We start from the raw sequence: 23,638 nt of genomic DNA, 5'->3' as shown, positions 1-23,638 counted from the left end.
GCGAGCCCTCCGTCCGTAGTGCCTCCCCGAAAACCTAGTCCACTCCGGCGTATGCTCGCGATGCGGCAGTGTTGCCGCATTACCGATGAGGTGTGGCGATGAGTGCTCAACGGTCCAGCCGGCGGCGGAATGCCGGCACGTTCCCGGCGGCGTTGCCGCCGGCTCGCACCCTGGAGGTCCGGGCTGCCGACGGAACCCGGCTGCACACCCAGGTCTTCGGCCCGCCAGACGGCTATCCGATTGTGCTCGCGCACGGCATCACCTGCGCCATCCGCGTGTGGGGCCACCAGATCGCCGACCTGAGCACCGACCACCGGGTGATCGCCTATGACCACCGTGGTCACGGACGCAGCGGGGTACCCCGGCGCGGCGGATACAGCCTGACCCACCTGGCATCGGATCTGGACTCGGTGCTCGAGGCCACCCTGGCACCGGGGGAGCGTGCCGTCATCGCCGGCCACTCGATGGGCGGTATCGCGATCAACGCCTGGTCGGACCGGTTCCGGCACCGCGTTCAGGAGCGCGCCGATGCCGTCGCGCTGATCAACACGACCTCCGGCAATCTGCTGGCCGAGGTGGACCTGTTCCGGGTGCCGCCGCCGGTGCAACGGGTGCGCGTGGAAACCGCGCGCCGCGCGCTGCTGACCTTCGGCAACGTCCCGATCGCCGGGCCGGCGCACGTGGCGGTTCGGCGATTCGTGCGCATGCTTGCCGTCGGCGGTGAGGCCGACCCGTGGGTCAACGCGCTGATCTGCGACTTGTTCGCCAAGACTCCGGCGGCCGGCCGCGGCCACTGGGTGCGGGTGCTGGCCGACTCGCTCGGGCAGGGGTCTTTCATCAACCTCGACGGGCTGACCGTGCCGACGCTGGTCATCGGCAGCACCCGCGACAGGTTGTTGCCGCTGCGGGTGTCGCACCGGATCGCCGACGCCGTGCCCAACCTCGCCCGATTCATCGAACTCAGCGGGGGACACTGCTCGATCCTCGAGCACCCTGCCGTGGTGAACCGAGAGCTGCGCGCCCTGGCCGCCATGGCCACCGGGTCGGCGGGCGACGTCGCCGTCGGCGCCGAATTCGGCTCGTAGGGACCCCGGAACTGCGTTGAAGGTCCTGGCTGCCCTCAGCGGGCTGACCGGTGTCGTCGCTCAGGCCCGTGAGCTTCGCGATGCCGGCGTCGACGGGGTGTTCACCTTCGAAGGCCCCCATGACGTGTTCGCCCCGTTGACACTGGCTGCCGGCGTGGGCGGCCTGGACCTGATGACCAACGTCGCGATCGCGTTCCCGCGTAACCCGATCCATTTGGCGCATCAGGCCAACGACCACCAGCTGCTCAGCGGCGGGCGCTTCATTCTCGGTTTGGGCACGCAGGTGCGCACCCAGATCGAGAAGCGATTCGGGGCCGCGTTCGACCGGCCGGTGGACCGCATGGTGGAGCTGGTCTCGGCGCTGCGGGCGATCTTCGAGTCCTGGAACACCGGTGCCCGCTTGGATTTTCGGGGCGACTATTACCGGCATACGTTGATGACCCCGACATTCTCGCCGGGGCCGAACCCCTATGGCGCACCGCCGATCTTCGTCGGCGCGCTGGGTCCGCGGCTGACTCGGGCCGCCGCTGAGCATGCAGACGGACTGCTGGTGATGCCGTTCTCCACCAAGCGATTTCTGCACCAGAACACCCTGCCGGCGGTGCGTACCGGGCTCGACCGCGCCGGGCGCCGCGCCGAGGACTTCACCGTGGTCCCCGAGATCATCGTGGCCACCGGCGCCACCGAGGCGCAACGGCAGGCCGCCGAGGCCGCCACCCGGACACTGCTCGGGTTCTATGCCTCGACTCCGGCCTACGCCCCGGTGCTGGCCGCACACGGCTGGCAGGACCTGCAACCCGAACTCAACGCACTGTCCAAGCAGGGCAGGTGGGCGCAGATGGGTCCGCTGATCAACGACGAAATCCTGCACACCATTGCCGCCTGCGGCACGCCGGCGCAAGTGGCAGAGCGTATCCGCGACCGGGTCGACGGAGTCGCCGATACGGTATGCGTCTACCAGGCGGCGCCGATCGCACCGGCGCTGATCGGTGAGATCGTCGCCAACCTGCGTTGACGGCGGCTACACCCTAGGGCGCCATCGTGACCCAGTCGGGGAACCCGCTCGGGTCGTGACGGCCCAACACACCGTGCTCGTAGAGGCCCCAGCCCTCGACCGGGTCGGCGTCGCCCTCGCGGCATACCGCACGCCCCACGTGGTCGATCATTCCGAAACTGGCGCGCCCCAGGATGGCCGGATCGGTCATGTCGTAGGTCAGGCGCTCGGTGAACTTCTCGCCCTTCCACTCGCCGTGCAGCCAGTCGATGTCGCCGCCGTAACCGCCACCGACGTGAATGGGGACCGTCAGTTTGGATTCCACCTCGAACACCACCGGCGTGCCGTCCGGGCGAGTGGCCACGATGGTGGCGCCGGTGGCGATCCGGGTGCCCGATCGGTAGCGGGTCGAAATCCGCGGCCAGCCAAGCTGTTCGACACGGCCGTCGCGCCAGATCCGGCTGCAGTCGTTGAGTGAGCGGAACCCATCGGGTTCCTCCTGGACGATCATCACCACCGCGAAGTCCTCGAATGCCATAGGGACGTAGAGCCACCACATCCCGTCGAACGGCGGGTCGGCCGGCCGTCCCGCGGGCTCGCGTTCACCGACCGGGCGGATGCCCCAGGAGCGGTCGCGCGATCCGATCCAGACCGCGGGGTCCACGGCGATCTCCTCGCCGTCGATCGCGATTCGCCCGCTCCAGGAGCCCAGTTGGGCGAAGCGCTGCGCGTCCAGTGTCACCCTGGTGCCGGTCCGCAGGATGTGACGCTGCTCCTGCACCGGGTCGAACAGGCCCTCCCACGCCAGATCGAGGGCGATACCGTCGGTTTCGTCCATGACCACGCGCAGTGAGCGCAGGGGATCGGTGACCTCGATGCGGTAGGCGCCGACGCGCTGATTGAGCCGGTCGGAGTCGATGCCGTCGGACAGGTGTACCGCGGTCTGGGTATCGCCCCGGCGCACCAGCACAAAGGCGTCTTTGACGCCGAGGTTGGGATAGTAGCCGCATCCGGTGATCACGAAGATGTCGCCGGTTCGGTCGTGGGCGTTGAGGTAGCAACGGTCGTAGAAGTTGCGGTCCGAGGATCCCGGCCAGGCGATGGGCTGCGGTAGTTGATGGACCGGGTATTCGTCGAGTGGCCCCAGCATCAGTTCTGTACTCCCATCAACTTTCTGAGCAGTCCGGCATGGTAGAACAGCGCTTCGGGGCTCTCCGGCTTCTCCATCTCCCCGAAATGCACACGCCGGGCGCCGGTGCGCATGAAGACGATCCCCCACATCACGCCGGCGTAGACGTAGAACCAGTGCAGGTCGCCGAGTTCGACGCCGGTCAGGTCCCGGTAGGTGGCCCGGACATCGTCTTCGCGCAGCACCTGCGGAAGCCCGGGCAGCCCCGCCAGCCCAGCGAGTTCCTCAAACACCAAGTGCGCGAAGATGAGCCACGAGACGTCTAGCTCGCGTGGCCCTAGCGTCACCATTTCCCAGTCCAGCACCGCAACCGGGTGGAAATCACGGTAAAGCACATTGCCGATACGGGAGTCGCCCCAGCACAGCACGGTCTCGCCGGCTGCCGCGTCGGCCGGCCAGTTCTGCTCCAGCCAGGTCATGGCCCGGTCGAGCAGCGGCGAGCGGCCCATGTCGGGCACCGCGAACTCGTACCATTGCCGCACCTTTTCGAAGTGGCGTCGCAGCGCGGTGTCACCGTCGGCGGGCTCGTCGAGAAAGGAGAAGGTCTGTGCTGCATCGCCGATGGCGTGCAGCTTGGCGAGCACCTCGACGGTGCGGTCTTGCAGGCTCCGCTGCTGCTCGGCCGTCGCGTCGGCGAACCAGTTGCTGCCGAATGTGTAGGGCATGACATCGGGTGGCACGTCGCCGTCCACCCGATCCATCAGGAAGAACGGCCGGTCCAGCACATCGCCGGTCGGTTCGAGCCAGCGGACCTTCGGCACCGGGACGTCGGTGAGCTCGCCAACTAGGCGCATCACCTCGAATTGGTGATCGAGGCGGTAGGCCGGAAACACCGGAACGTCTTCGGGTGCCGGTGCCACCCGCATCACCCAGCGCTGTTGCTCCGCACCGTCATCGGCCGCCCAGTGCGCGGCGAGCATGATGGTCTCCGACGACATGCCGTTGGTGTCCACGCCGCTTTCCACACTGATCTCCGGCGTGATCTCGCCGGGCAACTGCGTGGCAAGCCAGCGAGACATTACCGTGGGCAGGGTGGTGACATCGCGGCTGGAACGTTGGAGCCGGCCGACGTCCTTTTCCACTTCCACAGTCGGTTGGTCGACCACGGCGGTATCCTCCGTCAGGTAATTACGATACGACAGGTAGCGGTATGAAAGCAGAACCTTCAGCCCTTGACAAGGGACCCGGCGCCGGACGGCCTCGTGACCCTCGCATTGACGCTGCCATATTGCAGGCCGCCGTGGAGCTGGTTGCCGAAGTCGGCTACGCCAACCTGAGTCTGGCGGCTGTCGCGGAGCGTGCGGGCACAACCAAGACCGCGCTTTACCGCCGCTGGCCCAGCAAAGCCGAATTGGTGCACGAAGCCGTCTTCTCGGTTCCGCCGAGCGCGGTGACGTCCGGACCCGGCGATGCGTTCGGCATTCTCCAGGCGATGATGGCCGGTGCGCGTGACTCATTCACCGATCCGGTGGTGCGGGCCGCCCTGCCCGGCCTGATCGCCGACATGTCGACCAACGCTGAGCTGACCGCCCGGGTGCTGTCACGGTTCCAGGGCCTGTTCGAGGTGACCCGTCACTGGGTGGCCGAGTCGGTGAGCCGAGGCGATGTGCGCGCGGGCGTGGACGCCGGCCGGCTGGTCGAGATCATTGGCGGAGCAGTGCTGTTGAGCATGATGCTGCGCCCACAGGACGCCCTCGACGACGACTGGGTACAACAGACGGCGGACATCATCGCCCGCGGTGTGCTCACCTAGACCATGACCGCACCGAACGAACCGCTGCCGTTCCCGGCGGACTGGGCCTCGATGCTGGTGCTGGTTCCGCATCCCGACGACCCCGAGTACGGCATCGCGGCAGCGGTGGCGAAGTGGACCGCCGCCGGCAAACGGGTGCGCTACGCGCTGGCATCGCGGGGCGAGCGGGGTATCGCCGGGATGGATCCGCAGCAGGCGGGCCCTCTGCGGGAGGCCGAGCAACGGCGGGCCGCGGCGATCGTGGGGGTGGACCCGGTCGCCGGCGTCGAGTTCTGGGACTTTCCGGACAGCAACATCGTCAACACGCCGGCACTGCGGGCCAAGATCGCCTCGGTGATCGCGCACGTGCGCCCCGACGTGGTGGTCGCGGTTTACGGAGCTCCCGAGTTCGGGCCGGGGATGCCCAATCAGCGTGACCACATCGAATTCGCTGCCGCCGTCACCGACGCCTGGGACGCCATGGCGTCCACGCCCCGTTGGCTTTTCCAGGGCGGGCCGGGACCCAGTCACGTCGAGGACGTGGACGCCTACCTCGACACCGCGGTGGAGTCGCTGGCCGCCCACGAGGTCTACCTGTCGGTGCTCGACCCCGCCACAGCGGTAGGTGAGCAGGCACGCAAGGTGGTCGATATGACGACGTCGGCGCTGCCCGGCCGCCGGTTGGCCGGTTTCCGACTCATCCGGAGCGCCGAGGCATGACCGGAATCACCCCGGTGCTGCGCATCGGAGTGCTGGGGGCGGCCCGGATCGCCCCGGATGCACTGCTCAAGCCCGCCGCCGCCAACCCGGAAGTGGTGGTCAGCGCCGTGGCAGCGCGCGACGTCGGTCGCGCCCGTGCCTTCGCCGGCAAGCACCGCATCGAGCGGGTCCACGACAGCTACGACGCGCTGATCGCCGACCCGGCCGTCGACGCCGTGTACATCCCGTTGCCCAACCACCTGCACGGCAGGTGGACGCGCGCAGCGCTGGATGCCGGCAAGCATGTGCTGTGCGAGAAACCGTTCACCGCCAACGCCGAGGAGGCCCGGGCGATCGCCGCGGCCGCCGCGCGCACCGACCTGGTGGTGATGGAGGCGTTCCACTACCGCTATCACCCGATGACACTTCGCATCGAGGAGATCATCGCCTCGGGTGAATTGGGCAAGCTCCAGCGGGTCGACGCCGCGCTCAGTTTTCCCCTGCCGTGGTTCTCCGACATCCGTTACCACTACCCGCTGGCCGGCGGAGCGTTGATGGACGCCGGCTGCTACGCGGTCCACATGGCCCGTACCTTCGGCGGCGGGACCCCCGACGTCGTGCAGGCGCAGGCGAAACTGCGTGATCGGTTCGTGGACCGGGCGATGACGGCGCGGCTGCAGTTTCCGGGCGGGCACACCGGGACGATCCGTTGTTCGCTGTGGTCGTCGAACCTGTTGCAGATCAGCGCCCGCGTGATCGGCGAACACGGCGAGCTGCGCGCGCTCAACCCGTTGATGCCCCAGTACTTTCACCGATTGGGGGTTCGCACCCGGCGGGGCAGGCGGGTGGAGCGGTTCAGCCATCGGGCTTCCTATGCCTACCAGCTCGACGCGTTCGCCGCCGCCGTGCTGCGCGGCGCCCCGGTTCGGACCACCCCGCAGGACGCGATCGAGAACATGGCGGTCATCGACGCGATCTACCGGGCCGCGGGTCTGCCGCTGCGCGAACCGGCCTGAGCGCTGCGGCGGTGAGTGCTCAGGCGCTGTGGCCCGGTTCCAGGTCCACGACGTCGGCAAGCGACAGCAAGTCGGGGGTGCGCGTCTCGGCTTCCGCGGCGACCGGCTCCAACAGGTAGCCGAGATGGTCGCCGAGGTCGATGCGGCGCAGGGTCTTGCCGACGAACCATCCCGGTGCCGCATCGAGGATGGGCATTCCCTCCGGACCGCGGTGCCAGGCGCAGTGCTCGAATTTGTTGATGTCGTCCCCGGTCTGGCTGCCGAACAGCCGGGCCAGCTCCATGTCGTCGCGGGCCAGTACGTGGACGGCCAAGTGCTCGGATGCGGCCGCCACGGCGAAGGTGTGGTTGCGTTTGGAAATTCCCACCAGGAATCTGGCCGGATCGATGCTGGTCTGGGTGGCGAAGCCCACCAGGCAGCCCGAGGTCTCGTCGTGTGCCCGGGTGGTGACCACGAACATGGTGTAGTCCAGCATGCTGACCAGCTGCTGAAATGACTCGTCGCCCATATCCGGGGGTGTACCCGCCCGGGGCGACGGGCATACCCCGCTTACTGCGCGAATTGCGTTGCCGCGTCCACCAGGTCCAGCAGTGGCTGCGGGAACACTCCCAGCAACACCGTCACCGCTGCGCACAGGGCGATCGCCGCCTTGCTCCAGACGCTGGGTAGAACCAGGTTCGGCGGATCGGCAGGGGAGTCGGTGAAGAACATCAACACGATCACCCGGACGTAGAAGTAGGCGGCCACACCGCTGGCGACCACGCCCACCACCACCAGCGGTGCGGCGCCGCCTTCGGCGGCGGCTTTGAAGACCGCGAATTTACTGATGAAGCCACTGGTGAGCGGAATGCCGGCGAAGGCCAGCAGGAACATCGAAAACAGCAAGCCCACCACGGGATAGCGCCGGCCCAGCCCTGCCCACCGGGCCATGTCGAGTTCCTCTTCACCGCTGGAGCCACGGATCAGATTCACCACGGCGAAGGCGCCCACGGTGGAGAAGCTGTAGGCGACCAAGTAGAACAGCGTCGCAGAGACGCCGGCCGGGATCGCGGACAAGACGCCGGTCAGCACGAAACCCGCGTGCGCGATCGAGGAATAGGCGAGCATCCTCTTGACCTCGGTCTGGGTGATCGCTGCGATGGTGGCGACCACCATGGTCACAATTGCGATCAGCCACAGCAGGGGACGCCACTGGTCGTGCAGCGCCGGCAGCGCGACGTAGAGGATGCGCAGCATCGCCCCGAAGGCGGCGACTTTGGTGGCGGCCGCCATGAATCCGGTCACCGGTGTCGGCGCTCCGACATAGACGTCGGGCACCCATGAATGGAAGGGCACGGCGCCGACTTTGAAGAACAGGCCGACCAGGATCAGGCCGGCGCCGATCAGCGCCAGCGGGTCGCCGCTGTGGGCGAACAGCCGCTCGCCGATCTCTGTCAGGGTCAGCGTCCCGGTGGCGCCGTAAAGCAAAGCCGCACCGAACAGGAACAGCGCCGAGGAGAACGCGCCCAGCAAGAAATACTTCAGTGCTGCTTCCTGGGAGAGCAGGCGGCGGTAGCGGGCCAGACCGCACAGCAGATACAGCGGCAGGGAGAGCACTTCCAGTGCCACGAACATGGTGACCAGATCGTTGGCGGCGGGGAACACCATCATGCCACCGATCGCCAGCACGGTCAGCGGGAACACCTCGGTCTGGGTCACCCCGGCCCGGGCGGCGTCGAGTTCGGCGACGCTGTCGGGCACCGCCGACGCCTGGGGCGTGAACGCGTCCATACCCGCGCGCGGCGGTGCCGTCGGCGCGGTCGCGGCACCCGGACCTTCGACAACGCCGGTGCCGATGTTGCGCTCCGCCATGAACACCACGGCCATGATCCCCACCAGTGCGATGGTGGCCTGCAGCACCAGCACCGGCCGGTCCACCGCCACCGCGCCCAGTACCGCGACGCGGCCGTCGGCCGGCAGTTCGCGGCCCACTTCGATGATTGCGGCGAACGCGGCGGCCAGGCCGCCGACGGCGAGCAGCACTTGGGTCGCATAGCGCGCCCGGCGCGGGACGAACGCTTCGACGGCCACGCCGGCCACCGCGGTGCCGAAGACGATCAGCAGCGGCAGCACGAGGCCGTATTCGACAGATGGGATTGGCATGCCCGCCATGGTCAGTGCGCCCCCTCAGCGGTCAGCGGTGCCGGGTCGGTCTGACCGATCGTGGTCAAGGTGTGCTCGACGCCCGGATTGATGATGTCCAGCGCCGGTTTGGGGTAGAAGCCGAGGAACAGCAACAGCGCGATCAACGGTGTGACGACCAGCAGCTCGCGCGGAACCAGATCGTGGATGCGTTCATTGCCGTGCGCGACAGGTCCGGTCATCACCCGCTGGTACAGCCACAGCATGTAGATCGACGACAACACCAACGCCGTGGAGCCGACCGCCGCCGCCACCCAGTACCGGTTGAACGTGCCGATGAGCACCAGGAATTCACTGATGAACGGGGCCAGGCCCGGCAGTGAGAGGGTGGCCATCGCGGCGACCATGAAGGTGCCGGCCAGCACCGGGGCCACCTTCTGCACGCCACCGTAGTCGGCGATCGCCCTGGTGCCGCCGCGCCGGGCGATCAGGAACCCGGCGATCAAGAACAAGGCCGCCGTGGACAATCCGTGGTTGAGCATGTACAGCGTCGAACCGCTCTGTCCCTGGCTGGTCATCACGAAGATCCCCAGAATGATGAACCCGAAGTGGGAGATCGAGGTGTAGGCGATCAACCGCATGATGTCGCGTTGCCCGATCGCCACCATCGCGCCGTAGACCACTCCGATGACCGCGAGCGCGATGATGGTCGGCCGGAAATAGGTGGATGCGTCCGGGAACAGCTGCAGGCAATAGCGCAGCATCCCGAAGGTGCCCACTTTGTCCATCACCGCCATCATCAGCACCGCGGTCGCGGGGGTGGATTCCACCGCCGCGTCGGGCAGCCACCGGTGCAGCGGCCACAGCGGAGCTTTGACGGCGAAGGCGAACATGAAGCCGACGAACAGCAGCTTGAGGACGCCCGGATCCACGGTGGTGGTCGCCGGCGAGAAGATCGAGACCAGTTCGCGGAAGTCGAAAGTGCCGCCGGACGAGCCTGCCCCGGAACTGGCCACGTACACCCCGATCACGGCGGCCAGCATGATCAGGCCACCGAACAGGTTGTACAGCAGGAACTTCAGGGCCGCCTGGGAACGCTTTGCGCCCCTGCCGAAGCCGCCGATCATGAAGTACATCGGGATCAGCATGGCTTCGAAGAACACGTAGAACAGCAGGACGTCCAGCGAGACCAGCGAGATCAGCACCATCGCCTCGACGGTCAGCGTCAGCGCCGCGAATGCGTGCGGTCCCCGCGCGCGACCTGCCGGGCGCGGCGCGTCGTCAGCATCGTCGCCGGTCTCCCCGTCGTTCCACCCGGCCAGCATCAGCAGCGGCACCAGCCCGGCGGTCAGCAACGCCAGGATCACCGCGATGCCGTCCACCCCCAGGGTGTAGCTCGCCCCGAACGCCGGTATCCAGGAATGGGATTCGACGAACTGGTAGGGGGCGGACACCGGAGTGGTGTCGAACCCGACGGTGACCACGACGGCCACCCCCAGCGTGGCAAGGCTGACCAGCAGGCCGGTGTACTTAGCCAGGCCCGGCCGGCCGGCCGGCAACACGATCACCAGCCCGGCGCCGACCAGCGGCAGCAGCCACAGCAGGCTCAGCCAGGGCACGCTCGCGTTGGCGTTCACAGCTGCACCGCCAGCACCATCGCCACGACCAGGACCGCACCGGCGAGCATCGTCAGCGCATACGAGCGCACGAAGCCGGTCTGCAGGCGCCGCACCAGATATGAGGCGATCGCGACCAGCCCCGCTCCGGTGTTGACCGAACCGTCGATCACCCCGTCGTCCACCTTGACCAGGTCTTGGGCAAGTCGGTTACCCGGACGCATCAGCACCTCCTCGTTGAAGGCATCGCCGTAGAGATAGTTGCGGGCCGCCACCGTCAGCGCCGAGACGTCGGTGGGAGCGGTGATCGGTATCGGCTTGCGGCCGTACATGTTGTAGGCCACCGCGACACCGACCAGGACGACTCCCAGGGTGATGGCTCCGGTAAGCCAGGCCGGGATGGCGTGCGCCGCGTGGTCTTCGCCGACCGCCGCCACCGAGCTGACCACCGGCTCCAGCCAGTGCTCCAAGCGCCCGCCGACGGCCAGCGCGCCGCCGGCGAAGACGGCGCCGACTGCCAGCACGATCATCGGCCAGGTCATCACCGACGGCGATTCGTGCGGGTGCTGCAGTGCCCGTTCCGCGGTCACCTCGCTCTCGTCGGCCGCCCAACGGCGTTCGCCGCCGAACGTCATCAGCATCACGCGGGTCATGTAGAAGGCGGTGATACCGGCGCCCAGGATGGTCACGGCCCCCAGGATCCAGCCGCGGGTGCCGCCGGTGGCCAGGGCGGCCTCGATGATGGCGTCCTTGGACCAGTAGCCGGCGAACGGCGGCACCCCGATGATCGCCAGGTAGCACAACCCGAACGTCACGAAGGTCACCGGCATGAAGCTGCGCAGGGCGCCGTAGCGACGCATGTTCTGCTCGTCGTTCATCCCGTGCATCACCGACCCGGAGCCCAGGAACAGTCCGGCCTTGAAGAAGCCGTGGGTGAGCAGGTGCATGATCGCCACCGCGTAGCCGGCCGGGCCCAGGCCTGCGGCCAGCACCATGTAGCCGATCTGGCTCACCGTGGAGGCGGCCAGGGCTCGTTTGATGTCGTCGTTGGCGCAGCCGATGATGGCACCGAACAGCAGCGTGAGGGCGCCGACCACGACCACGGCCAGGCGGGCGTCGGGGGACAGGTCGAACACCGGGCCCGACCGCACGATCAGGTAGACGCCGGCGGTCACCATGGTGGCGGCGTGGATCAGCGCCGATACCGGCGTCGGGCCTTCCATCGCGTCGAACAACCAGGCCTGCAGCGGCACCTGTGCGGACTTGGCGCAGGCACCCACCAGCAGCAGCAGGCCGATGGCAGTGGTCAGGCCGCTGGGGCCGGCCTCGCCGACCGCGCCGAACAGGCCGTCGAAGGACAGCGTGCCGAATCCGGCGAACATCACGAACATCGCCAACGACAGTCCGATATCGCCTACGCGGTTGGACACGAAGGCCTTTTTGCCCGCCGCGGCCGCCACCGGCCGGGCGTACCAGAAGCCGATCAGCAGGTAGGACGCCAGGCCGACGCCTTCCCAGCCGACGTAGAGGCCCAGGTAGTTGTCGGCGACCACCAGCAGCAGCATCGCGGCGACGAACAGGTTCAGGTAGGCAAAGAAGCGCCGGCGGTCGGGATCGTGCTTCATGTAGCCGGTCGAGTAGATGTGGATCAACGCGCCCACGCCGGTGATCAGCAGCACGAAGCAGATCGAGAGCTGGTCGATGAGCACTCCGAAGTCGACCTGCAGGGCACCCACCGGCACCCAGCTGAACAGGTGGGTGTGGATCGACCGGTCGTCGGGGCCTCGGCCCAGCATGTCGGCCAGCAGGGCCAGCCCGATCCCGAACGAGCCGAGCACCGTGGCGCAGGCCAGCAGGTGCCCCCACCGGTCGGTTCGGCGCCCGCCGAGTAACAGGATCAGCGCACCGGCGGTCGGCAGGGCAACCAGCAGCCAGCTCAGCTGGCTCAGATTCGTCATAGGGCTCCCAAACTCCTAGCCGCGCAGTAGGTTCGCGTCGTCGACCGAGGCCGATCGCCGGGCCCGGAAGATCGTCATGATGATGGCCAGGCCGATCACCACCTCACAGGCGGCGACGACCATGGTGAAAAACGCCACCATCTGGCCGTCGAGCGCAGAGTGCAGCCGCGCGAAGGTGACGAACGCCAGGTTGGCGGCATTGAGCATCAGCTCGACACACATGAACATCACCAGGGCGTTGCGGCGCAACAGCACTCCGGTGGCGCCGATGGTGAACAGCATCGCCGACAGGTACAGGTAGTTCTCCGGATTCACTGGTCCTCCCCGTTGCCGGCTGGAGTTCCCGCGGACGTGTCGGCGGCGTGTTCGGCGTTGCCGGTGGCGCCGACCCAGCGGTGGGTCAAGGTGTCTGACACCGACAGCGCCGAGAACGTCCCGTCGGGCAGGCGGGCGGCGACGTCCACGGCGTTGTGGCGCGCGTAGACACCGGGGGTGGGCAGTGGTGTGGGCCGCCGGCCGGATTGGAAGCGCTGGATAGACAGCTCCCGCTGGGTCATTCGGGGCTGCAGTCGCTCACGGTGGGTCAGCACCATCGCTGCGAGCACCGCGGTGATCAGCAGCGCGCTGGTGAGCTCGAACGCCCACAGATAGCGGGTGAAGATCAGCGCCGCGAGGCCTTCGACGTTGTGTTGGCTCAGGTCCGCCGATCCGGTCGGGGTCGCTGCGGGTGTGCTGATGCCGCGCAGGTGCATGGTGGCTCCGCCGATCCCGGCGATCAGCAGCATCCCGAACCCGATGCCCGACAGCGTGGCGGCGATCCGCTGCCCGCGCAGGGTCTCCGCCAATGACTCGGCCGAGTCGACACCGATCAGCATCATCACGAACAGGAACAGCATCATCACCGCGCCGGTGTAGACCACGATCTGCACCACGCCGAGGAACATCGCGTCCTGGACGAAGTAGAACACCGCCAGGATCAGCATCGTCATCGCCAGAAACAGTGCCGAGTACACCGCTTTGGCGGCGGTGACCACCCCGATGGCCCCGATGACGGCGACCACGCCGAGGATCCAGAACGTGACCGCCTCTCCGGTGGAGGTGCGCACGACGATGTCGGCGGCGAGCAGTTGGCCGCCCATCAGGCTTTGCCCTGCTTCACTCGGTCCAGCATGACGAACAGATCAGGGTCGGCGTCGAGTCCGTTGGGGCTGACCCTGCCCAGGTAGTAGTCCTTTTCGGTGGCGCCGGGCGGCATCGCGTGCGGTGGGGCCACCATGCCGGGCTCCAGCGGTGCCAGCAACTGCTCGCGCTCCCAGATCAGCTCGGCACGGTTATCGGCGGCCATCTCGTATTCGTTGGTCATGGTCAGCGCGCGGGTGGGGCAGGCTTCGATGCACAGCCCGCAGCCGATGCAGCGCAGGTAGTTGATCTGGTAGACCCGGCCATAACGTTCGCCGGGGGAGAAACGCTCCTGGTCGGTGTTGTCGGCGGCCTCCACATAGATCGCGTCGGCGGGACAGGCCCACGCGCACAGCTCGCAGCCGATGCACTTCTCCAGCCCGTCCGGGTGCCGGTTGAGGCGGTGCCGGCCGTGGTACCGCGGCGCCGTCGGCTTCTTGCGCTCGGGGTAGCCGTCGTTGATCGGCCGCTTGAACATCGTCTTCCACGTGACGCCGAACCCGGCCAGGGCGTCTCTGATGCTAGCCATGGATGTCCTCCTTGGCCCGCGACGACGGGCGTTGCGGCAGCGGTGGGGTGGGGAATGATCCTTCGGATGCGACGACGGGAGGCGCCGGCGCCGATTCAAGACGGGTGTTCAACGTGCTGAATCGCCGGTGCAGCGCCAGCAGCACCACGACCGTGGTCAGTGTGCTCAGGCTGGCCAGTGCCAGTTGCCAATTCTCGTAGCCGTCGTTGCGCAGACTGCGCATCCCGGCGGCGAGCAGCACCCAGGTCAGCGCCACGGGGATCAGGATCTTCCAGCCCAGCGCCATGAACTGGTCGTAGCGCAACCGGGGCAGGGTGCCCCGCAGCCAGATGTAGACGAAGATGAATCCCCACAGCTTGGCGGTGAACCACAGCAGCGGCCACCAGCCGGTGTTGGCGGCCGGCCACAGGTTGAACGGGAACGGGGCGTGCCAGCCGCCGAGGAACAGCGTGACGGCGAGCGCGGACACCGTGGTCATGTTGATGTATTCGGCCAGGAAGAACAGCGCGAACTTCAGCGACGAGTATTCGGTGTGAAAGCCTCCGACGAGTTCGCCCTCGGCCTCGGGCAGGTCGAACGGCGCCCGGTTGGTCTCGCCGACCATCGCGGTCAGGTAGACCAGGAAGGCCGGCATCAACAGGAAGGCGAACCACACCCGGTCCTGGGCCGCCACGATTCCCGAGGTGGCCATCGTCCCGGCGTAGAGGAACACCGAGGCGAATGCCAGTCCCATCGCGACCTCGTAGGAGATCACCTGGGCGGTGGAGCGGATCCCGCCGAGCAGGGGATAGGCCGAACCCGACGACCAGCCGGCCAGGATGATTCCATACACCCCGATCGAGGACATCGCCAGCACGAACAGCACCGCGATCGGAAGGTCCGCCAGCTGCAACGCGGTGCGGTGGCCGAAGATGCTGACCTCGGGACCCAGGGGAATCACCGCGAAAGCCGTGATCGCCGGCACCGTCGAAATGACCGGGGCCAGAGCGTAGATCGCCCGGTCGACGTTGAAGGGGGTGATGTCCTCCTTGAGTGCCAGCTTGATCGCATCGGCGAGGCTCTGCAGCCAGCCTTTGGGCCCCACCCGGTTGGGGCCGGGGCGCATCTGCATGCGGCCCACTACTTTGCGTTCGATGACGATTGCCAGGACAACCGTCAGAAGCAGAAACAAGAAGATGCCCAGCACCTTGACCAGCATCAACCACAAAGGATCGCTCATGGTGTGCGTCCAATCTGTACTGTCGCGCCGGGGCTGACCCCCAGGTCCCGGTGTACCGCCGAGCCGGCCGAGTTCATCGGCAGCCACACCACGTTGTCCGGCATGTCGGTGATGGCCAGCGGCAAGGTGATTCGGCCGCGTTCGGTACTGACGGTGACCGGATCCCCTGCTGCCGCACCGATGTCGGCGGCCGTCGCGGCCGACAGGCGCGCCACCGGCGTGCGGGCGGTGGCCGCCAGGTTGCGTTCACCGGCCTGCAACCGTCCCTCGTCGAGCAACATGCGCCAGCCGGCCAGTACCGCTTCACCGCTGCCGGGCTGCGGCGGCGGGCCCGCGGCCACGTCGGGCCCGGCGGGCCGGTCACCGGCCCAGCTGCGCAGCGCCGCCAGCTCCTCGCGGGCCGCTTCCACGGTGGACAGGCCCAGCGGCACGCCCATTTCCTCGGCGATGACGTCGAGCACGCGCCGGTCCGGGAGGGCGCCGCTGTCGCCCAGGGCGACGCCGAACCGACGGTGCCGGCCCTCCCAGTTGACGTAGGTACCGGCTTTTTCGGCCGCGACCGCGACCGGCAGCACCACGTCGGCGCGTTCGGTGACTTCGCTGTGCCGCTGCTCGAGGCTGACCAAAAAGCCCACCGCGTCGAGGGCCGCCAAAGCCGCTGCCGGGTCGGCCAAGTCGGCCGGTTCGACCCCGCCGACCAGCAGTGCCTGCAGGGTGCCGTCGCCGGCGGCCGCCAGGATGGCGTCGGTGGTGCGCCCGGCCTGCGACGGCAGGCCGTCGGGGCCGTCGAGGCCCCATGCCCGTGCGACCTCGGCTCGCGCCCCCGGGTCCTCCAGCGGCCGACCGCCGGGGAGCAGCCCGGCCAGCGCGCCGCTGTCCAGCGCGCCGCGCTCGCCGGCGCGTCGGGGCACCCACGCCAGCTTGGCGCCGGTGGCCTCGGCCAGCCGGGCCGCCGCAGACAGGGCTCCCGGCGAAGTCGCCAGGCGTTCGCCGACCAGGATCACCGCGCCCGGCTGGCGCAGCGATTGCCCGAGGTCGGCGGTGTGCAGGTCGTCCAGTGCGGCGGCCTCGCCGCCGGGAACGACGGCCAGCAGGGTGCCGGACACCTTGGCCAGGCCGCGGTCGGCGAACGGGGCGACGCTGATCACCTGGGTGGCGTTCTTGCGGGCCGCCTTGCGCAGCCGCAGGAAGACGATCGGCGATTCTTCCTCGGGTTCCAGCCCGGCCAGCAGCACTACCGGCGCGGTCGCCAGGTCGGCATAGCTGACCTCGATGCCGCGGCCGGCCACCCGGGCGGCCAGGAACGCGGCCTCCTCGGCGGAGTGCGCCCGCGCCCGGAAGTCGATGTCATCGCTGTGCAGTGCCAGCCGGGCGAATTTGGCGTAGCTGTAGGCGTCTTCGGCCGACATCCGGCCGCCGACGAGCACCCCGGTGCGGCCGCGGGCCGCAGCCAGGCCCCGAGCGGCAACCGCCGCCGCGTGCGGCCAGGAGGTGGGAACCAGGTTTCCGCTGTCGTCGCGGACCAGCGGTGTGGTGATGCGGTCGCTCTGGGTGGCGTAGGTGAAGGCCCAGCGGCCCTTGTCGCAGTTCCACTCTTCGTTGACGTCCGGGTCGTCGCCGGCCAGTCGCCGCATCACTTTGCCGCGCCGGTGGTCGGTGCGCTGGGCGCAGCCCGACGCGCAGTGTTCGCAGACGCTCGGCGTGGACACCAGGTCGAAGGGCCGGGCCCGGAAGCGGTAGGAGGCGCCGGTGAGCGCGCCCACCGGGCAGATCTGGACGGTGTTGCCCGAGAAGTAGGAGTCGAACGGGGTGTCGCTGTAGATGCCGACCTGCTGCAGGGCGCCGCGGTCCATCATCTCGATGAGTTTGTCCCCGGCGATCTCGTTGGCGAACCGGGTGCAGCGTGCGCACAGGATGCAGCGGTCCCGGTCCAGCAGCACCTGGGCGGAGATGTTGATCGGTTTGGGGTAGTGGCGCTTGGCCTCTTCGAAGCGAGTCTCGGAGCGCCCATGCGCCATGGCCTGGTTCTGCAGCGGGCACTCTCCGCCCTTGTCGCAGGTCGGGCAGTCCAGCGGGTGGTTGATCAGCAGCAGCTCCATCACCAGGTGCTGGGCCCGGTCGGCCTCGGCGGAGGTGTGCTGGGTGCGTACCACCATGCCGTCGGCGGCGGCCACCGCGCACGACGGCTGCGGCTTGCGCTGGCCTTCCACCTCGACCATGCACTGCCGGCACCAGGCCACCGGGTCCAGCAGCGGGTGGTCGCAGAACCGCGGGACCTCGATGCCCAGCTGCTCGGCCGCGCGGATGATCAAGGTGCCCTTGGGGACGGTGATCTGTTGGTCGTCGATGGTGAGGGTGACCGTTTCCTGACCATCGGGCTGAGCGTTTTGAGTCACGCCACACCGCCGTGGGATCCACCTGCCACGTACATGCTCGCTTTCGGGTCGAACGGGCAGCCCCCGTCGAGGTGGGCGATGTATTCGTCACGGAAGTACTCGATCGACGACTTCACCGGCATCGCCGCGCCATCGCCCAAGGCGCAGAAGGACTTCCCGAACAGGACGTCGGCGATGTCGAGCAGGGTGTCGAGGTCTTCGGGGGTGCCCCGGCCGGATTCCAGCCGTTCGTAGATGGGCACTAGCCAGTAGGTGCCCTCCCGGCACGGCGTGCATTTCCCGCAGGACTCGTGCTTGTAGAACTCCGACCACCGGGCGGCCGCGCGGACCACGCAGGTGGTCTCGTCGAAGATCTGTAACGCCTTGGTGCCCAGCATGGATCCGGCCGAGGCCATGCCCTCGTAGTCCAGCGGGATGTCGAGATGCTCCTCGGTCAGGATCGGGGTCGACGACCCACCCGGCGTCCAGAACTTCAGCCGGTGCCCGTCGCGTATCCCGCCGGCGTAGCCGAGCAGTTCGCGCAGTGTGATGCCCAGCGGCGCTTCGTATTGGCCGGGCCGGTTGACGTGCCCCGACAGCGAATACAGGGTGAACCCGCGGGACTTCTCGGTGCCCATGGAGCGGAACCACTCCGCTCCGTTACGCAGGATGGCGGGAACGCTGGCAATCGATTCGACGTTGTTGACCACCGTCGGCGACGCATACAGCCCGGCCACGGCGGGGAACGGCGGGCGCAGCCGGGGCTGGCCCCGGTAGCCCTCCAGCGACTCGATCAGCGCGGTTTCCTCACCGCAGATGTAGGCCCCCGCCCCGGCGTGCACGGTGATGTCCAGGTCGAAGCCGCTGCCGCCGATGTCGGTGCCCAGCAGCCCCGCCGCGTACGCCTCGGCTACCGCGGCCTGCAGCCGGCGTACCACCGGAACCACCTCGCCGCGCACGTAGATGAAGGCGTGGCGGGCCCGGATGGCGTAGCAGCACACGATCATGCCCTCGATGAGCACGTGCGGCGTGGCCATCAGCAGCGGCATGTCCTTGCAGGTGCCGGGTTCGGACTCGTCGGCGTTGACCAGCAGGTAGTGGGGGCGGGCCCCGGCGCCATCGCTGCCCTGCGGGACGAAGGACCATTTGGTACCGGTGGAGAACCCGGCGCCGCCCCGGCCGCGCAACCCGGAGTCCTTGACCAGTTCGATGACCTCGTCGGGGGTCATCGCCAGCGCGCGCTGCATCCCGGTGTAGCCGTCGTGGCGGCGGTAGGTCTCAAGCGTCCACGATTCGGGGTCGTCCCAGTAGCTGCTGAGCACCGGTGTCAGCGGTGTGCCCTCGGCGCGTGTCATTTCTGGCCCCCACGGTCCTCGGCGTCTGGCTCCGGTGCTGTCATCCCGTGCTCGCGCGCCACCTGCAGGCCGGCCAGCGTCGCCGCACCGGCGCCGCCCTGGCCGTCGTCGGGGCGCTCGTCGGGGAAACCGGCGAGAATTCGTTCGTTGGCGGCGAAACTGCACAGCGGCATCCCGCGGGTGGGCCGCACCTCGGCGTCGTCGCGCAGCTTGTCGACCAGCTCGCGGGCCGATTCCGGGGTCTGATTGTCGAAGAACTCCCAGTTCACCATCACCACGGGTGCGTAGTCGCACGCCGCGTTGCACTCGATGTGCTGCAAGGTGATGGCCCCGTCGTCAGTCGTCTGATCGTTGCCGACACCCAGATGACTCTTGAGCTCGTCGTAGATGGCGTCGCCGCCCATCACCGCGCACAGCGTGTTGGTACACACCCCGACCAGGTACTTGCCGGTGGGATCACGGCGGTACATCGAGTAGAACGACGCCACACCGGAGACGTCGGCACTGGTCAGCCCGAGCAGCTCGGCGACGAACGCCAGCCCGGCCGGGGTGATGTAGGTGTCTTGCGCCTGCACCAGATGCAGCAGCGGCAGGATCGCCGAGCGGGGCTGCGGGTAGCGCCCGATGATCTCCTTGGCGTCGGCCTCCAGCCGGGCCCGAACATCGGGGGCGTAACTGGTCGGAGCGTCCGGGTGGTTGAACTGGTTGGGTTCTTCGGGCTGGCGGCCCAACTGCAGGAAGACCCGGTTGCCATCGGTTCCGGCGGTGGGCGGCATCAACCGGCCGCGCCCGGTCTTGTTGACGCCGGCCCGGTCGAACTCGCCGGCCGCCGCGCTCACCGGTCCACTCCGCCCATGACCGGGTCGATGCTGGCAACCGCGGCGATCACGTCGGCGATCAGCCCGCCCTCGCTCATGGCGGCCACGGCCTGCAGGTTGGTGAACGACGGGTCCCGGTAGTGCACCCGGTAGGGGCGGGTACCGCCGTCGCTGACCATGTGCACCCCCAGTTCGCCGCGGGGCGACTCCACGGAGACGAACACCTGTCCGGGCGGCACCCACAGGTCCTCGGTGACTCGCTTGAAGTGGTGGATAAGCCCTTCCATCGAGTGGCCCATGATCCAGCCGATGTGCTCGCGCGAGTTGCCGAGCCCGTCCTTGCCGAGTTTGAGGTCGGCCGGCCAGGCGATCTTGCGGTCGGAGACCATCACCGGCTCTCCGTGCAGCTTGGCCAACCGTTCTACACACTGTTCGACGATTTTCAGGGACTCCTTGATCTCGGCGATGCGGATCAGGTAGCGGCCGTAGGCGTCACAGCCGTCATCGGTGATCACATCGAATTCGTAGTCCTGGTAGCCGCAATACGGTTCGGCGCGCCGCACGTCATAGGGCAGGCCGGTCGAGCGCAGGACCGGGCCGGTGATGCCCAGCGCCATGCACCCGGTCAGGTCCAGATAGCCCACCCCTTTGGTGCGGGCCTTCCAGATGTAGTTCTCGGTCAGCAGATCTTCGATGTCCTTGAGCCGCTCGGGCATCAGTTTCAAGAAGTCGCGGATCTGCGGAATCGCGTCGTCGGGGAGGTCGACCGACACCCCGCCGGGCCGGACGTACTGGTGGTTCATCCGCAGACCGGTGATCGCTTCGAAGATGTCGAGCACCAGTTCGCGTTCCCGGAAGCCGAACAGCATCACCGACAACGCTCCGAGCTCCATGCCGCCGGTAGCGAGCGCCACCAGGTGCGAGGAGATCCGGTTGAGCTCCATCATGAGAACCCGGATGACACTGGCACGCTCGGGGATGTCGTCGGTGATGCCGAGCAGCTTTTCGACGCCCAGGCAGTAGGCGGTCTCGTTGAAGAACGGCGAAAGGTAGTCCATCCGCGTCACGAACGTGACGCCCTGGGTCCAGTAGCGGTTCTCCAGATTCTTTTCGATGCCGGTGTGCAGGTAGCCGATGCCGCAACGGGCTTCGGTCACCGTCTCGCCCTCGAGTTCCAGGATCAGCCGCAGCACGCCGTGGGTGGAAGGGTGCTGCGGGCCCATGTTGACCACGATGCGCTCGCCGGGGTCAGCGGCCTTTGCAGCCTCGACAACCTGATCCCATTCCTGCCCACCGACATTCAAGACGGTGTGCGGTGTGTCGGTGCTCATTATTTGTAAGCCCTCCGCTGGTCCGGCGGCGGTATGTGCGCGCCCTTGTACTCGACGGGGATGCCGCCCAATGGGTAGTCCTTGCGCTGCGGGTGGCCGTGCCAGTCGTCGGGCATCTCGATTCGGGTCAGCGACGGATGGCCGTCGAAGATGATCCCGAAGAAGTCATAGGTCTCTCGTTCGTGCCAGTCCGTGGTCGGATAGATCGCGAACAATGACGGAATGTGCGGATCCGCATCGGGGGCAGTCACTTCCAGCCGGACTCGGCGGCTGTGAGTGATGGACCGCAGCGGATAGACCGCATGCAATTCGCGGTCGACGTCGCCGGGGTAGTGCACACCGGAGACCCCCAGGCTCAGCTCGAAGCGCAGCGCCGGATCGTCGCGCAGGAGCTGGGCCACCGCCGGGAGCTGCGCGCGACGGACGTAGAGGGTGAGCTCGCCGCGGTACACCACGACCTTCTCGACCGCGTCATCGAATTCAATCCCGTTGCGCTGCAAGCCCGCGGCCAGGGTGTCGACGAGCTCGTCGAAGTATCCGCCGTAGGGCCGCGGCGTCTCTGCGGGCAGGGCCACCTCGGCCACCAGTCGCCCGTATCCGGACGTGTCGCCGCTGCCCGGCGCGCCGAACAGGCCGCGACGCACCTTGATCACGTCTTCGGGGCTGCCGTTGGGTTCGGTCATCGCAGCAGCCCCTTCAGCTGCCAGGTGGAGGGGGCCGACAGGGCCGCCTCCTCGGTCGCGGAGATCACCTGCTCCCGGTTGGCGCCCAAGGGCATCGCGCGAATCTTCTCGTGTAACTTGAGGATTGCATACATCAGCATCTCCGGCCTCGGCGGGCAGCCGGGCAGGTAGATATCGACCGGGACGACATGGTCAACTCCTTGCACTATCGCGTAGTTGTTGAACATGCCGCCCGAGGAGGCGCACACCCCCATCGACAGCACCCACTTGGGCTCCACCATCTGGTCGTAGATCTGGCGCAGCACCGGCGCCATCTTCTGGCTGACCCGGCCCGCCACGATCATCAGGTCCGCCTGGCGTGGGGAGGCGCGAAACACCTCCATCCCGAACCGGGACAGGTCGTAGTCGGGCGCCATCGTCGACATCATCTCGATGGCGCAGCAGGCAAGCCCGAAGGTCGCCGGCCACAGCGAACCGGTGCGGAAGTATCCGGCCAGGTCCTCCACGGTGGACAGCAGGAGTCCGCTGGGGAGCTGCTCTTCTAATCCCATGTCTGCCGCCTACTCCAAATCAGTCCCAATTCAGGCCCCCGCGCCGCCAGACGTAGGCGTAGGCGACGAACACGACGGCGGCGAACAGCACCATTTCGACGAGGGCGAATACGCCCAGTCCGTCGAAGGCAACCGCCCAGGGGTAGAGAAAAACGATCTCGATGTCGAAGACGATGAACAGCATCGCGGTCAGGTAGTACTTCACCGGGAACCGCTGCCCGGGTGGGGCGTGCGGGCCGCTCACGGGCTGGTCGGTGGGCTCGATGCCGCATTCGTAGGCTTCCAGCTTCGACCGGTTGTAGCGCGACGGGCCGATCAGAGCGGTGATGACCACGGAAAATACGGCGAAACCGGCGGCGAGCGCGGCAAGGACCAGGATCGGCAGGTACAGGTTCATGCTCAGTGACGTAGTTCCCTTCCGGGCGCCGATGTGATTTCACGCACAGCCTAGCCCGCTGCCACGAGGCGGTTATTGGAAATTGCCACCAACTGTGACGGGCATCACCTGTAGCGGTAACGGCGACAGGGGAATTCGCCCCTGAGCTGCCCTAACCCGGCGGGTCAGCGAGGCTCGACGTAGGAGAGCCGAAGCTGGGGCCGCTGTGTCAGCCCGGGCGGGTCAGCGAGGCTCGACGTAGGAGAGCCGAAGCTGGGGCCGCCGTGTCAGCCCGGGCGGGTCAGCGAGGCTCGACGTAGGAGAGCCGAAGTTGGGGCCGCCGTATCAGCCGGGCGGCTTGGCGAAGCTGGGCGCCCGCGTCAGCTGGGCGTCGGCGTGCGCAGCAGTCCCAGCACCGCATGGCTCAGCGCCATGGGGTCCACCGGGTGGGCCACCGCGGCGTCCGCGCGCGACCACTTGGCCAGCCAGACGTCGTCGGCGCGGCCGGTCAGCACCACGATCGGGGGGCACGGGGAGAGCTCGTCCTTGAGCTGTTTGCAGATGCCCATTCCGCCGGCCGGCGTGGCCTCGCCGTCGAGGATGGCCAGGTCGATTCCCCCGGCATCCATCTGCCGGATCACCACCGGCTCGGTCGCGACCTCGACATAGCTCAGTTCCGGCAGGTCGGGGTGCAGGTGCCTGCCCAACGCGGTGATCACCCGTTCACGAGTCGCGGCGTCGTCGCTGTAGACAAGGATTCGCAGCGCGGCATGGGAGTCGGACACGGTGCAGATGCTACTGCGCGGGTGCCC

23 protein-coding genes are annotated in these 23,638 nt (G+C 67.9%); 5 read left to right on the top strand and 18 right to left on the bottom strand.

Translation table 11 applies throughout. The features are described from left to right. Positions 1 to 98 precede the first annotated feature (98 nt). Together AWC02_RS13660 and AWC02_RS13655 are read left to right on the top strand one after the other, a co-directional pair. Positions 99 to 1,085, top strand: coding sequence for an alpha/beta fold hydrolase (locus tag AWC02_RS13660; protein ID WP_085129303.1), 987 nt, complete (start codon positions 99 to 101; stop codon positions 1,083 to 1,085). 16 nt (positions 1,086 to 1,101) lie between these two features. Beyond that, positions 1,102 to 2,100, top strand: coding sequence for a TIGR03617 family F420-dependent LLM class oxidoreductase (locus AWC02_RS13655; RefSeq protein ID WP_085129302.1), 999 nt, complete (start codon positions 1,102 to 1,104; stop codon positions 2,098 to 2,100). Between the two features lie 13 nt (positions 2,101 to 2,113). Here AWC02_RS13655 and AWC02_RS13650 read toward each other — a convergent pair whose 3' ends face one another. Both AWC02_RS13650 and AWC02_RS13645 read right to left on the bottom strand, forming a co-directional pair. After that, positions 2,114 to 3,229 carry an Rv3169 family protein gene (locus tag AWC02_RS13650; protein WP_085129301.1) on the bottom strand — a complete coding sequence of 372 codons (1,116 nt, stop codon included), beginning with the start codon at positions 3,227 to 3,229 and terminating at the stop codon, positions 2,114 to 2,116. Further along, positions 3,229 to 4,374 carry a phosphotransferase family protein gene (locus AWC02_RS13645; protein WP_085129300.1) on the bottom strand — a complete coding sequence of 382 codons (1,146 nt, stop codon included), beginning with the start codon at positions 4,372 to 4,374 and terminating at the stop codon, positions 3,229 to 3,231. Before AWC02_RS13645 ends, AWC02_RS13650 begins: the two co-directional genes overlap by 1 nt. A gap of 44 nt (positions 4,375 to 4,418) precedes the next feature. Between AWC02_RS13645 and AWC02_RS13640 the strand changes: the two genes are divergently transcribed. The 3 genes from AWC02_RS13640 to AWC02_RS13630 are packed head-to-tail and all read left to right on the top strand — an operon-like array spanning position 4,419 to position 6,715. Next, positions 4,419 to 5,021 (top strand): TetR/AcrR family transcriptional regulator, encoded by a 603-nt coding sequence (locus AWC02_RS13640; RefSeq protein WP_085129299.1) that lies wholly within the window; start codon positions 4,419 to 4,421, stop codon positions 5,019 to 5,021. Positions 5,022 to 5,024: 3 nt separating this feature from the next. Beyond that, positions 5,025 to 5,720: a PIG-L deacetylase family protein gene (locus tag AWC02_RS13635; RefSeq protein ID WP_085129298.1), complete on the top strand. Its 696-nt coding sequence runs from the start codon at positions 5,025 to 5,027 to the stop codon at positions 5,718 to 5,720. Continuing rightward, positions 5,717 to 6,715: a Gfo/Idh/MocA family protein gene (locus tag AWC02_RS13630; protein WP_085129297.1), complete on the top strand. Its 999-nt coding sequence runs from the start codon at positions 5,717 to 5,719 to the stop codon at positions 6,713 to 6,715. Before AWC02_RS13635 ends, AWC02_RS13630 begins: the two co-directional genes overlap by 4 nt. A 19-nt stretch (positions 6,716 to 6,734) precedes the next feature. Here the strand turns inward: AWC02_RS13630 and AWC02_RS13625 are convergent, their stop codons facing one another. From AWC02_RS13625 to AWC02_RS13550, 16 genes are all read right to left on the bottom strand, one after another. Beyond that, the gene (locus AWC02_RS13625) at positions 6,735 to 7,223 is read right to left on the bottom strand and encodes a flavin reductase family protein (RefSeq protein ID WP_085129296.1); all 489 of its coding nucleotides are present in this window, start codon (positions 7,221 to 7,223) and stop codon (positions 6,735 to 6,737) included. Positions 7,224 to 7,264: 41 nt separating this feature from the next. Then, complete coding sequence (gene nuoN / locus AWC02_RS13620; protein WP_085129295.1) at positions 7,265 to 8,866, bottom strand: NADH-quinone oxidoreductase subunit NuoN; 1,602 nt, start codon at positions 8,864 to 8,866, stop codon at positions 7,265 to 7,267. 2 nt (positions 8,867 to 8,868) lie between these two features. Continuing rightward, a complete protein-coding gene (locus tag AWC02_RS13615) occupies positions 8,869 to 10,473 on the bottom strand; it encodes an NADH-quinone oxidoreductase subunit M (RefSeq protein WP_085129294.1) in 1,605 nt (534 codons plus the stop codon). Further along, on the bottom strand, positions 10,470 to 12,410 hold the full coding sequence (nuoL, locus tag AWC02_RS13610) for an NADH-quinone oxidoreductase subunit L (RefSeq protein WP_085129293.1): 1,941 nt from the start codon (positions 12,408 to 12,410) through the stop codon (positions 10,470 to 10,472). Before nuoL ends, AWC02_RS13615 begins: the two co-directional genes overlap by 4 nt. Positions 12,411 to 12,425: 15 nt before the next feature. After that, positions 12,426 to 12,725 carry an NADH-quinone oxidoreductase subunit NuoK gene (gene nuoK, locus AWC02_RS13605; RefSeq protein ID WP_046320487.1) on the bottom strand — a complete coding sequence of 100 codons (300 nt, stop codon included), beginning with the start codon at positions 12,723 to 12,725 and terminating at the stop codon, positions 12,426 to 12,428. Next, entirely contained in the window at positions 12,722 to 13,549 is an 828-nt protein-coding gene (locus tag AWC02_RS13600) for an NADH-quinone oxidoreductase subunit J (RefSeq protein ID WP_085129292.1), read from the bottom strand. The genes nuoK and AWC02_RS13600 overlap by 4 nt, the downstream gene beginning before the upstream one ends. Continuing rightward, entirely contained in the window at positions 13,549 to 14,118 is a 570-nt protein-coding gene (gene nuoI / locus AWC02_RS13595; protein WP_085129291.1) for an NADH-quinone oxidoreductase subunit NuoI, read from the bottom strand. The genes AWC02_RS13600 and nuoI overlap by 1 nt, the downstream gene beginning before the upstream one ends. Then, positions 14,111 to 15,337, bottom strand: coding sequence for an NADH-quinone oxidoreductase subunit NuoH (gene nuoH, locus AWC02_RS13590; protein WP_085129290.1), 1,227 nt, complete (start codon positions 15,335 to 15,337; stop codon positions 14,111 to 14,113). The genes nuoI and nuoH overlap by 8 nt, the downstream gene beginning before the upstream one ends. Next, positions 15,334 to 17,733, bottom strand: a complete 2,400-nt coding sequence (locus tag AWC02_RS13585) for an NADH-quinone oxidoreductase subunit G (RefSeq protein WP_085129289.1) — start codon at positions 17,731 to 17,733, stop codon at positions 15,334 to 15,336. The genes nuoH and AWC02_RS13585 overlap by 4 nt, the downstream gene beginning before the upstream one ends. Next, the gene (gene nuoF, locus AWC02_RS13580; RefSeq protein ID WP_085129288.1) at positions 17,730 to 19,067 is read right to left on the bottom strand and encodes an NADH-quinone oxidoreductase subunit NuoF; all 1,338 of its coding nucleotides are present in this window, start codon (positions 19,065 to 19,067) and stop codon (positions 17,730 to 17,732) included. Before nuoF ends, AWC02_RS13585 begins: the two co-directional genes overlap by 4 nt. Then, a complete protein-coding gene (gene nuoE, locus AWC02_RS13575; RefSeq protein WP_085129353.1) occupies positions 19,064 to 19,843 on the bottom strand; it encodes an NADH-quinone oxidoreductase subunit NuoE in 780 nt (259 codons plus the stop codon). Before nuoE ends, nuoF begins: the two co-directional genes overlap by 4 nt. A gap of 59 nt (positions 19,844 to 19,902) precedes the next feature. Beyond that, a complete protein-coding gene (gene nuoD / locus AWC02_RS13570; protein WP_085129287.1) occupies positions 19,903 to 21,216 on the bottom strand; it encodes an NADH dehydrogenase (quinone) subunit D in 1,314 nt (437 codons plus the stop codon). Then, positions 21,216 to 21,899: an NADH-quinone oxidoreductase subunit C gene (locus AWC02_RS13565; RefSeq protein ID WP_085129286.1), complete on the bottom strand. Its 684-nt coding sequence runs from the start codon at positions 21,897 to 21,899 to the stop codon at positions 21,216 to 21,218. Before AWC02_RS13565 ends, nuoD begins: the two co-directional genes overlap by 1 nt. Continuing rightward, positions 21,896 to 22,450: a NuoB/complex I 20 kDa subunit family protein gene (locus AWC02_RS13560; protein WP_085129285.1), complete on the bottom strand. Its 555-nt coding sequence runs from the start codon at positions 22,448 to 22,450 to the stop codon at positions 21,896 to 21,898. Before AWC02_RS13560 ends, AWC02_RS13565 begins: the two co-directional genes overlap by 4 nt. A 19-nt stretch (positions 22,451 to 22,469) precedes the next feature. After that, a complete protein-coding gene (locus AWC02_RS13555; protein ID WP_046322134.1) occupies positions 22,470 to 22,847 on the bottom strand; it encodes an NADH-quinone oxidoreductase subunit A in 378 nt (125 codons plus the stop codon). Between the two features lie 359 nt (positions 22,848 to 23,206). After that, positions 23,207 to 23,611: an Rv3143 family two-component system response regulator gene (locus tag AWC02_RS13550; RefSeq protein ID WP_085129352.1), complete on the bottom strand. Its 405-nt coding sequence runs from the start codon at positions 23,609 to 23,611 to the stop codon at positions 23,207 to 23,209. Positions 23,612 to 23,638: the final 27 nt, after the last annotated feature.

Origin of the sequence: Mycolicibacter engbaekii (assembly GCF_002101585.1) — a bacterium.
GTDB classification, from domain to species: Bacteria; Actinomycetota; Actinomycetes; order Mycobacteriales; family Mycobacteriaceae; genus Mycobacterium; species Mycobacterium engbaekii.
The sequence above is the reverse complement of the archived record's forward strand: the minus strand, read 5'-3'. Positions and strand labels throughout refer to the sequence as shown.

What these genes read in the sequence shown, in the direction of transcription:
- AWC02_RS13660 (WP_085129303.1), top strand. Translation starts at nt 99, where the DNA reads ATGAGTGCTCAACGGTCCAGCCGGCGGCGGAATGCCGGCACGTTCCCG.
- AWC02_RS13650 (WP_085129301.1), bottom strand. Translation starts at nt 3,229, where the DNA reads ATGCTGGGGCCACTCGACGAATACCCGGTCCATCAACTACCGCAGCCC.
- AWC02_RS13640 (WP_085129299.1), top strand. Translation starts at nt 4,419, where the DNA reads ATGAAAGCAGAACCTTCAGCCCTTGACAAGGGACCCGGCGCCGGACGG.
- AWC02_RS13635 (WP_085129298.1), top strand. Translation starts at nt 5,025, where the DNA reads ATGACCGCACCGAACGAACCGCTGCCGTTCCCGGCGGACTGGGCCTCG.
- AWC02_RS13630 (WP_085129297.1), top strand. Translation starts at nt 5,717, where the DNA reads ATGACCGGAATCACCCCGGTGCTGCGCATCGGAGTGCTGGGGGCGGCC.
- AWC02_RS13625 (WP_085129296.1), bottom strand. Translation starts at nt 7,223, where the DNA reads ATGGGCGACGAGTCATTTCAGCAGCTGGTCAGCATGCTGGACTACACC.
- nuoN (WP_085129295.1), bottom strand. Translation starts at nt 8,866, where the DNA reads ATGGCGGGCATGCCAATCCCATCTGTCGAATACGGCCTCGTGCTGCCG.
- nuoL (WP_085129293.1), bottom strand. Translation starts at nt 12,410, where the DNA reads ATGACGAATCTGAGCCAGCTGAGCTGGCTGCTGGTTGCCCTGCCGACC.
- AWC02_RS13600 (WP_085129292.1), bottom strand. Translation starts at nt 13,549, where the DNA reads ATGGGCGGCCAACTGCTCGCCGCCGACATCGTCGTGCGCACCTCCACC.
- nuoI (WP_085129291.1), bottom strand. Translation starts at nt 14,118, where the DNA reads ATGGCTAGCATCAGAGACGCCCTGGCCGGGTTCGGCGTCACGTGGAAG.
- nuoH (WP_085129290.1), bottom strand. Translation starts at nt 15,337, where the DNA reads ATGAGCGATCCTTTGTGGTTGATGCTGGTCAAGGTGCTGGGCATCTTC.
- nuoF (WP_085129288.1), bottom strand. Translation starts at nt 19,067, where the DNA reads ATGACACGCGCCGAGGGCACACCGCTGACACCGGTGCTCAGCAGCTAC.
- nuoE (WP_085129353.1), bottom strand. Translation starts at nt 19,843, where the DNA reads ATGCCGCCCACCGCCGGAACCGATGGCAACCGGGTCTTCCTGCAGTTG.
- nuoD (WP_085129287.1), bottom strand. Translation starts at nt 21,216, where the DNA reads ATGAGCACCGACACACCGCACACCGTCTTGAATGTCGGTGGGCAGGAA.
- AWC02_RS13565 (WP_085129286.1), bottom strand. Translation starts at nt 21,899, where the DNA reads ATGACCGAACCCAACGGCAGCCCCGAAGACGTGATCAAGGTGCGTCGC.
- AWC02_RS13560 (WP_085129285.1), bottom strand. Translation starts at nt 22,450, where the DNA reads ATGGGATTAGAAGAGCAGCTCCCCAGCGGACTCCTGCTGTCCACCGTG.
- AWC02_RS13555 (WP_046322134.1), bottom strand. Translation starts at nt 22,847, where the DNA reads ATGAACCTGTACCTGCCGATCCTGGTCCTTGCCGCGCTCGCCGCCGGT.